The sequence below is a fragment of the Faecalibacillus sp. MSK20_93 genome, assembly GCF_020589945.1.
Lineage (GTDB): Bacteria > Bacillota_I > Bacilli_A > Erysipelotrichales > Coprobacillaceae > Faecalibacillus > Faecalibacillus intestinalis.
Genome location: NZ_JAJDKA010000079.1, coordinates 1 through 9356 on the forward strand (window position 1 = coordinate 1; position 9356 = coordinate 9356).

Sequence of the window (9356 nt, forward strand, 5' to 3'; positions counted from 1 at the left end):
TCCTATTATTATATAGACAATTTTTTGATCTTTTTCTTTTTATTTTTTAAAAAAAAGTAAAAAAAAAATAACGAAATAAAAATTTCGTTATATCAAATAAATGCTCAATGCAATTAAAAAACCACAAAGAACATCACTTATAAAATGAACAGCACAAATGATTCTTGATAGCCCTACAATACATGCAATAATTAAAGCAATGATTCCTAAATGAATGTTAATATTCAATAAGGCAAATGCAATCGCAAAAGCACTTACTGTATGACGACTAGGAAAAGATTCTCCTGTTTTATGACCTACAAGTGGTTCAATATTAAATGTCATACAAGGACGTGGACGATTATAGAGTTTTCTAATAAGTGTTACAATCAAAAAAGAACTTAATGGTTTAATGATTGTCAATAATAGCTTTGATGAATGATTAATAAATAATATGAGAAGTGTTAAAGCATAAAGTGCGGCTGTAAGATAAGGGGTTATTTTAGCTATTACAACGCATATTTTGTCTAAATGATGTTGACGGATGTAATTGAGATTGTTTTGATAAAATTTTTCCATTATTTTAAGATAAAGACTGTTTCTCCTTTATTAAGTGTCAGTATTTTTCTTTCAATTCTTGGATGTGAATATTTTTTTCTAACATAATTTAAAAGAATAGAAGAAGAATATCCATGAACAATTGTCACTTCTTTAACAAGAATTGAAGTTCCTTTTAAAAAATGATCTAGTTTTACTTTAGCTTCACTTTGACTACATCCGTGCAAATCTATTGTTGATAACATCCAATCACCTCTTTGCTATTATAAAATAAATTTAAATGAAAAAAAATGACAAAACGAAAATATTGCTTTTATGGGTATTTTTCATTACAATAAAGAGGTAAAAAAAGAGGAGTGAAAAAGATGGCATTAACAGCAGGTATTGTAGGATTACCAAATGTTGGTAAGTCAACATTATTTAACGCAATTACAAATGCGCAAGTAGAAGCAGCAAACTATCCGTTTGCGACAATTGATCCAAATGTAGGTGTCGTAGAAGTACCAGACTATCGTTTAGATAAATTAACAGAAATGATTGAACCTAAAAAGACAGTTCCAACAACTTTTGAATTTACGGATATTGCAGGTCTTGTAAGAGGTGCAAGTAGAGGAGAAGGATTAGGTAATAAATTTTTAGGAAATATCAGAGAAACGGATGCAATTTGTGAGGTTGTAAGATGTTTTAGAGATAAGGATGTAACACATGTTGATGGTGATGTAGATCCTATTAGAGATATTGAAACAATTAATTTAGAATTGATCATGGCTGATTTAGAAACAGTTGAAAAACGTATTGGACGTTTAGAAAAGAAAGCTAAATCAGGTGATAAAGAAGCTAAAGCTGAAATGAGTGTTTTAGAAAAATTAAAACCAACATTAGAAGCAAATAAACCAGCAAGAAGTATTGAATTTGATAAAGAAGAAATGTTAATTGTCAAACAATATACTTTACTTACAATGAAACCATTAATCTATGTAGCTAACTTAGGTGAAGAAGATTTAGAAGATCCAATGCAAAATCCATATTATGTTCAAGTTTTAGAATTTGCGAAAGAAGAAGGTAGCGACGTTGTTCCTATTTGTGCAAAAATTGAAGCTGAATTAGTAGGAATGGATAAAGAAGAAAAAGCTATGTTTATGCAAGATTTAGGTATTGAAGAAAGTGGTCTTGATAAATTAATTAAAGAAGCTTATAGCTTATTAGGTCTTAGAACATATTTTACAGCTGGAGTACAAGAAGTAAGAGCATGGACATTTAAAGAAGGAATGACAGCTCCAGAAATGGCGGGTATCATTCATAGTGATTTCCAAAGAGGTTTTATTAAAGCAGAAACATATAGTTTTGATGATTTAGTGAAATATGGTAGTGAACATGCTTTAAAAGAAGCTGGAAAAATTAGACAAGAAGGTAAACAATATGTAGGTCAAGATGGAGACATCATGTTGTTTAAATTTAATGTATAATGAAAAAAGCAATTAGATATATCTTATTAACTGTCTGTGTTTGTGTATTTTGTTACTCAGCATATAATTTAATTAATATTTATTTGAATTATAAAAAAATAGATGATGATTATGGAGAATTAGCTAAAACTTATACGGAAGAAAAAGAAGAAAAGGAAAGCTATTTACAAATTAATTGGGATGAGCTTTTACAAAGAAATAAAGATGTGAAAGCGTGGATTCAAATTCCAAATACAAATGTGAATTATCCTGTTTTACAAGGTGAAACGAATGACACTTATATTCATAGTGATATAGATCATAATGAATTAAGTGCAGGTAGTATTTTTATCGCAAGTGAAAATGAAGATCCATTTAATGATTTTAATACTGTTATTTATGGTCATAATATGAAAAATGGTTCAATGTTTAATAATATTAAATCCTATACGGATCAAAGCTTTGCGGATGAACATCCTTATGTTTATATTTATTTACCTGATGGTACAGTAAGTCAATATAAAGTGGTAGTAGGACATATTATTTCAGAATCAAGTGTTTTATATAGTACACAAATTGTTGATACAGCTTCATTTGTACAAGAAATGGTAAAGACATCTTCTATTAAAGTAGATTTTGATCAATCTCAAGTACAATCGGTAATTACTTTATCTACTTGTACTTCTGCAGGAAGTGAAAGTGGTAAAAGAAATGTAGTACATGCGATTTTACAAAGAAAAGGGATTGATCCTGTAAAAGAAAAAATGGAAAACTAGAGAAATCTAGTTTTTTTGTTGTTAATTGTAAATGAGCTTGAATTGAATAAGTATGTCTGATGTGCTAAAATATTTGCATGTTAAGAGGGTGTTTTAATGGTTAAAAAAAAGAAAAGAAGTTTTATGTCTAAGTTGTTTTCTAGACGTATTTTATTATTAATACAATTTATCGTTTCTATCATTTTTTTAGGATGTATTTATATATTAAAGATGTTACCAATGAAATATTATTTGATTTTATGTGGTATTATTTTTTTGTTATGGATGTTAAGTTCATTGCTTATTAAATCAGGTATTAAAAAGAAAAAGCGAGAAAATAAATATGCTAGATTGATTTTTGGAAAGCTATTATCTTTAATACTTAGCATTGCTTTAGGATTTGTTTCGGTAATGGCTTTTAAAGGAAATAATTTTTTATCTAATATTACAGGTTCTTTTACACAAACAAGAGTTATTTGTATGTATGTAAAAAAAGAGAGTGCTATTAAAAGTTTAAGTGATGTAAAAGGTAATACAGAAATTGGAATTGCTAGTGAAAAAGGCTCAAAGAATATTACATCAGCAATTGCTAAAATAGAAAATAAAGCAAATAAAGATTTTCAAACAAAAGATTATAAAGATTATTCTTTATTAGGAGATGCTATCATGGATGGAGACATTGATGTTATTGTTGCTGATAATGCTTATATGGCTTTATTAGAAGCAAATCATGAAGGCATTGATGAAAATCTAAAGAGTTTATATAAAGTAGAAATTCAAGAAAAATTAAATTCTGTGACACAAGAAACAAATGTGACTAAAAATCCATTTATTGTTTATATGACAGGAATAGATACTTATGGGACAGTTTCAGCAATTTCAAGAGCTGATGTTAATCTTGCTGTCTGTGTTTCCCCAATTCAAAAACAAATATTAATTGTATCTATTCCTAGAGATACACAAATTACCTTGCATAAAAATGGAAAAATGGATAAATTAACGCATTCAGCTATGTATGGTATTAACGAGACAATTTCTTCTATAGAAGATTTCTTGGATTTAAAAGTGAATTATTATGCTAAGACAAACTTTAGTGGAATTACTAATATCATTGATGCCTTAGGTGGAGTAACAATTGATTCACCTTATGAATTTACAACATTACATGGTCACTATCATATTAATAAAGGAATTAATCAAATGGATGGAGATAAAGCTTTATGTTTTGTAAGAGAAAGATATGCTTTACCAAGTGGTGATTTTGATCGAGGAAGAAACCAACAAAGATTACTTAAAGCCATGATCAATAAAGCTGTTTCTCCTAAAATCATTACAAACTATTCAAATATTTTACAAGCAGTAGAAGGATGTTTTGAAACTAATATGTCATCTGAAGATATAAAATCACTTGTTCAAACGCAATTAGATGATATGTCTAAATGGAAAATGTACAATGTTCAACTTACGGGAGATCCAGAAATTTCATATAAAACATATTCTATGAAGGGTAAAAAATGTTATACAATGAAACCTAATAAAAAATCTTTGAACGGTATTATTAATGTTATTAATAAAATTGAAGATGGTAAAAGAATTACTGATCAAGATGTAAAAGGATTACAAGGTGCTTAACCTGTAATCCTTTTTAAATGACAACTCTTAATTTAAAATGGTGTTGATGAGTAGAAAATTGACAATTTCCATGGAGCTTTTCAACTGTATAAGCAATACTTTGAGTTCCAAAGCCATGACCTTTTTCTTTAGATATAGGAATACCATCTATAAAAATAGGTTCATTTAAGTAATTATTTTCAATAGAAATAAGTAGCTTACCACATTTTTCTTGCATATTTAATTCTATAAAACGTTCATTTTCTAATAACATAACAGCTTTAAAAGCATTTTCTAAACCATTAGATAGAATAGAAGTTAAATCGATATCACTAATAGACAATTGTTGAGGAATATCTAAATGATAATGAAAATCAATATTTTTATCTTTCATTCTATTTTCATAAGATGTCATAATCATATTAACAGTATCATTTAAACAATATTTCTTTCTTACAGTTTGATCGATGGCATCAAATAAAGTATGAATATATTCGATAGCATGTTCATTTTGATTATTTTCAAGATCGTTTAGTATATTGTTTAAAAAATGACGCATATCATGTCTCATTAAAATAATCTTTTTTTCATTTTCTTCCATCAGTTTCATTTCTTTTTTTGATTGTGCTTGTTTCATATAAATAAGCTTATTGGTCGTTTCTATTTTTTGCTTTTCTTCATATTGTTTAAAATAAACGGTACAGAATACAAAATAACAGATACATAAAAGAAATGGTGTAAATTCTACAGTTGTTTTATTCCCAATATAAAGAAGCTTTGTATAAACGGTAGAAAGATAATCAAATATATAATAGAAAATTGGAATGATACCAAAAGAAATAAGTTCACGTGATTGTTTTTTTAATAATTGAGAAATAGGTAAATAAACAAATTTAATAATGAAAACAAAAGAAATAATGAGTGTTAAAGAATAGGTTATATTATCTATATTCTTAATAAAAGAGGAAACAAAGATTGTTGTCCAGTTACTTATTTGACAACATAAATAAGCACTTGTTATAGCAATTAAACTTGGAAATAATCGTTTTTTGAAAATTAAAACAAAAAATAATAAAAGTGGTAAATGGGTAATAAAAGGATATAAAGAAATAACAGCCGATAAATCTTTAGTAAAATAGAAAATACCTTGTAATACTAAATCAATATAAAAGAATAGAAAAAGACAAATGACATTCTTTTTATTGATTCTAATATCTAGAAATAGTGCAGAAACAAAGATACCGAATAATAAAGTTAAAGTATAACGAATAGATTCTAAAATAGTATAAATCATATGTTAATCACCTTCTTTAAACATATATTCAAAATAAGCTTCTTTAAAAGATTTAGCATAACTTCTTGCGATGGGAACTTTCTTGTGTGTTTTTGTTTCAATTTCTATAGAATTAAAATGATCAATAGCAGGCATATGAACTAAGTAACTTCGATGACATTTATAAAATGCATCATTTGTAGTTAATTCATTACTACAATGAACAAAAGTATCTAAAACTTCTAGACATTCACCATCATTTAAACAAAATAAAACTTTTTTATTTTGTGCTTCAACACATTCAATCAAATGATAATAAATTTTACGATATCCTTTATCTGTTTTAACAATAATAGATTCAGGTTCATAATGAAATGCTTGTTTACAATCATTTAAAAGAGAGCATAGTTTTTCATAAGTTGTAGGTTTTAAAAGATATCCACTTGCTTTAACATCATAAGATTCTAAGGCAAATTCAGGAGAAGAGGTTAAAAAAATAATTTTAACGACAGAATCATTTTTTCTAATTTCATGAGCTGTTTCCATACCATTTAATAAAGGCATCATAATATCTAATAAGATAACTTCGATATGACTTTTTTGATAACTATTAATTAAAGCATCCCCATGATTAAAAAGATAAATAGAAACATCTTCATGATGTTCCTTTCCCCATTTTTCTATCATTTCTTTAACTTGATTCATATATAAAAGATCATCATCACATATTGCTATATTCATATACATCACCTAATACTATTTTATCAAAATAAAAACACTTCTTATATACATTTCACACCCTAAAAACGACATTTCGCGCCAATTATAAAAAATAACAATTAAAAAAAGTAAAATAAAAGCATAGGAGGAAATGAATAATATTCAAAGAAAGGGGATAGGGAAAATGAAAATATATAAGAAAGTGATAGCATGTATACTGACATTAATGATGTTCTTTGCACAAATGCCAGTCAATGTATTTGCGGCTAATCAAAAGAATAATATACCACTTGATATTGTCTTGGTTTTAGATGTTTCAGGGAGTATGGAAGATCCTATAACTTCAACTGATAGTACTAAAAGGATTGCAATTTTAAAAGATTCAATTAATCAATTTATTGAGGGCTTTGCTAAAAATAATTCAAAACAGAGTGATGAAAAATATCAAAGTAGAATTTCGATTATTAAATTTGCTGGAGATAAATCAGATAAAGTAGGGAATGATACCTATACTGAAAATAGATATAGATATAATTATACGCAAATTATGAATGATTTCTTTACTGCCACAAATGACAATAAAGCAAAGTTAGAAGATGTTGTAAATAGCATTAGTCCTGCAGGGGCAACACGTTCAGATTTTGCAATGGAATTAGCATTAAAACAAATTAATCAAAGTAAAAATGATGAAAGTAGAAAAGATGCCAAAAGAATTGTTTTTTTTGTAACGGATGGTCAGCCAACGACTTTGAATAATTTTGATGATGATGTCGCTAATAAAGCTATTACAGCATCAGAGGAAATAAAAAAAGATGCAGAAGTTTATACATTTGGAATGTTTTCTTTAACTGATCCATCTATTACTGGACATGTAGGAAGTGGTAGTTGGTCAGATGCAGAAAAGTTTAATGCTTATATGCATGGCGTTTCTAGTAATTACTCAGATGCCCAAAGTTATAAAAACTTAGGAACTAGAGCAGAAAATAGTGCTTATTATATGGGAGCTAAAAGCTCAAATGAGGCTACAGCAATATTTGATAGTGTTATAGCTAAATTATTAAGTATGACATATGCTGGTGCAGATTATACAGATGTAGATGCAGCTATTAAAAGAGCAAATTCACTTAATAAAGATAATTATAAAGATTTTTCAAGGGTAGAGGATGCTATTAACGCAGTCAATCGTGATAAAGATATTACTGAACAAGAGGTTGTTAATGGTTATGCTAAGGCTATTAATGAAGCAATTGATCACTTAGAATATAAAGATGCCGATTATACAAAAGTAACTGAGGCAATTGAAAAAGCAAATAATCTTAACAAAGATAACTATAAAGATTTTACAGAAGTAGAAAAAGCTATTAATGCAGTTGTAACTGGTAAAAATATAACACAACAAGATGAAGTAGATGCAATGGCAAAAGCCATCAATGATGCAATTGGTGCATTAGTATTCCAATTAAAAATCAAATACAATTCTAATGGTGGAACAGGAACAATGACTAATCCAGCTATTGAATTAGATAAAGAATTTACTTTCCCAAAATGTGAATATGTTGCTCCAAATGGAAAACATTTTAAAGGCTGGCAAGTAGACAGTACTATTTATAAAGTAGGAGATCCAAGAGTATTTACTAAAGATGATCAAAATAAGGAAATTAAAGCAGTTTGGGAAGAACATACTTTTGATCAAAAATTAAAAGAAGTCAATGGAGTAAGTACTTTAAAAGACAAAGCAACATGTACAACAAATGCTATCTATTATAAAAGCTGTACTTGTGGTCAAGTAAGTACTACAGAAACATTTGAAGATAAAGATACAAAATTAGGACATGAATATACAAAACAAATAAAAGATGAAAAATACTTAAAATCTCAAGGAAGTAACTGTCAAGAACATGATGCATATTGGTATGTATGTTCAAGATGTGATGCTAGTGCTAAAGATGATGAAAATGCACAAGATAAGTATTATGAATCTGCAGAAGTAGGAAATCATGTGTATGATCAAGAAGTTGAAAGTAGTGAATATTTAGCGACTCCAGCTACTTGTATGACACCTGCTAGATATTATAAGAGTTGTATTTGTGGAGCAAAAGGTACAGAAGCATTTGCAGCAACAGGTACTCATTTAGGACATGCTTATATAGAAGTTAAGAATCCACAATTTTTAAGAGAAAAAGCAACTAATTGTAAGGAACACGATACATATTGGTATGTATGTTCAAGATGTGGAAAAACATCAAAAACAATCAATAAATATTATGAAGATAAGGATTCTAAAGGAGAACATATATCAAGTGATTGGATCATTGATCAACAACCAACAGTAGCTAAAGAAGGATCAAAACATAAAGAATGTACAGTACGTAAAGAAGTGTTAGAAACAGAAAAGATTGCTAAGTTAGAAAATGTGAAAACTGAAACAAAGAAAGAAGAAACAGCTTCTAAAAAAGAAACAAAAGTAGAAAGTAAAAAAGCTGTAACAACAGAAGATAATACAAATAGTATTGTGCCAATGGCTTTACTAGGTATAAGCTTATTAGGAATTTACATTATTGTAATGAAAAAATATGTTCGTTAGAAAGTAAAAGAGAGAAGACTTGGTTCTTCTCTTTTTGTTATAATGGATAAGAGGTGATACATAATGCAGATAATAGTGATTATCTTTTTTGTAATTATATTATTCATATTTTTATTTTTAAGTTTATCAAGTGATGAAGATGATGAAGATCAAAAAAGAATTGCAGGGAAAGAAGGAGAATTACAAGCAAAGAAGGTATTAAATCATTATTTAAATGAAAATGGTTTGTTATTGAACAAAAATAGGAGCGCAATCCCCTTCCTCTAAGAGAAGCGTAGAGAGGGATCTAGCTCCTTTTATAGTTTTTATAATAGATGTTGTTTTAGACGTGCAGCTGTGATACATTATAAGTATAAAAGACGTTCAGTCGTACTTAATTTTAGAAAGGATATTGCTATGGAACTTGATACTAATAATCATTCAGTGTTCAT

At 27.9% G+C, this 9356-nt stretch carries 9 protein-coding genes; 5 read left to right on the forward strand and 4 right to left on the reverse strand.

Annotated elements, in window-relative coordinates; translation table 11 throughout:
* Positions 1-87: 87 nt before the first annotated feature.
* Complete coding sequence (locus LJD34_RS14810) at positions 88-558, reverse strand: phosphatase PAP2 family protein (RefSeq protein WP_032090960.1); 471 nt, start codon at positions 556-558, stop codon at positions 88-90.
* Entirely contained in the window at positions 558-782 is a 225-nt protein-coding gene (locus LJD34_RS14815; RefSeq protein WP_032090959.1) for a Smr/MutS family protein, read from the reverse strand. Before LJD34_RS14815 ends, LJD34_RS14810 begins: the two co-directional genes overlap by 1 nt.
* A 120-nt stretch (positions 783-902) precedes the next feature.
* Here LJD34_RS14815 and ychF point away from each other — a divergent pair, with 120 nt between their 5' ends.
* From ychF to LJD34_RS14830, 3 genes are all read left to right on the forward strand, one after another.
* Positions 903-2003, forward strand: a complete 1101-nt coding sequence (gene ychF, locus LJD34_RS14820; protein WP_022002578.1) for a redox-regulated ATPase YchF — start codon at positions 903-905, stop codon at positions 2001-2003.
* Positions 2003-2758 carry a class B sortase gene (gene srtB, locus LJD34_RS14825; protein WP_052011008.1) on the forward strand — a complete coding sequence of 252 codons (756 nt, stop codon included), beginning with the start codon at positions 2003-2005 and terminating at the stop codon, positions 2756-2758. The genes ychF and srtB overlap by 1 nt, the downstream gene beginning before the upstream one ends.
* 96 nt (positions 2759-2854) lie before the next feature.
* Positions 2855-4369, forward strand: coding sequence for an LCP family protein (locus LJD34_RS14830; RefSeq protein WP_227360260.1), 1515 nt, complete (start codon positions 2855-2857; stop codon positions 4367-4369).
* Between the two features lie 13 nt (positions 4370-4382).
* On the opposite strand, the gene LJD34_RS14835 is transcribed toward LJD34_RS14830, so the two are convergent.
* Both LJD34_RS14835 and LJD34_RS14840 read right to left on the reverse strand, forming a co-directional pair.
* Positions 4383-5642: a sensor histidine kinase gene (locus tag LJD34_RS14835; RefSeq protein ID WP_227360261.1), complete on the reverse strand. Its 1260-nt coding sequence runs from the start codon at positions 5640-5642 to the stop codon at positions 4383-4385.
* Between the two features lie 3 nt (positions 5643-5645).
* The gene (locus tag LJD34_RS14840) at positions 5646-6362 is read right to left on the reverse strand and encodes a LytR/AlgR family response regulator transcription factor (RefSeq protein WP_199588535.1); all 717 of its coding nucleotides are present in this window, start codon (positions 6360-6362) and stop codon (positions 5646-5648) included.
* Between the two features lie 163 nt (positions 6363-6525).
* On the opposite strand from LJD34_RS14840, the gene LJD34_RS14845 reads away from it, so the two are divergent.
* Together LJD34_RS14845 and LJD34_RS14850 are read left to right on the forward strand one after the other, a co-directional pair.
* Complete coding sequence (locus tag LJD34_RS14845; protein WP_227360262.1) at positions 6526-8925, forward strand: VWA domain-containing protein; 2400 nt, start codon at positions 6526-6528, stop codon at positions 8923-8925.
* Positions 8926-8988: 63 nt separating this feature from the next.
* Complete coding sequence (locus LJD34_RS14850; protein ID WP_175302104.1) at positions 8989-9192, forward strand: hypothetical protein; 204 nt, start codon at positions 8989-8991, stop codon at positions 9190-9192.
* Positions 9193-9356: the final 164 nt, after the last annotated feature.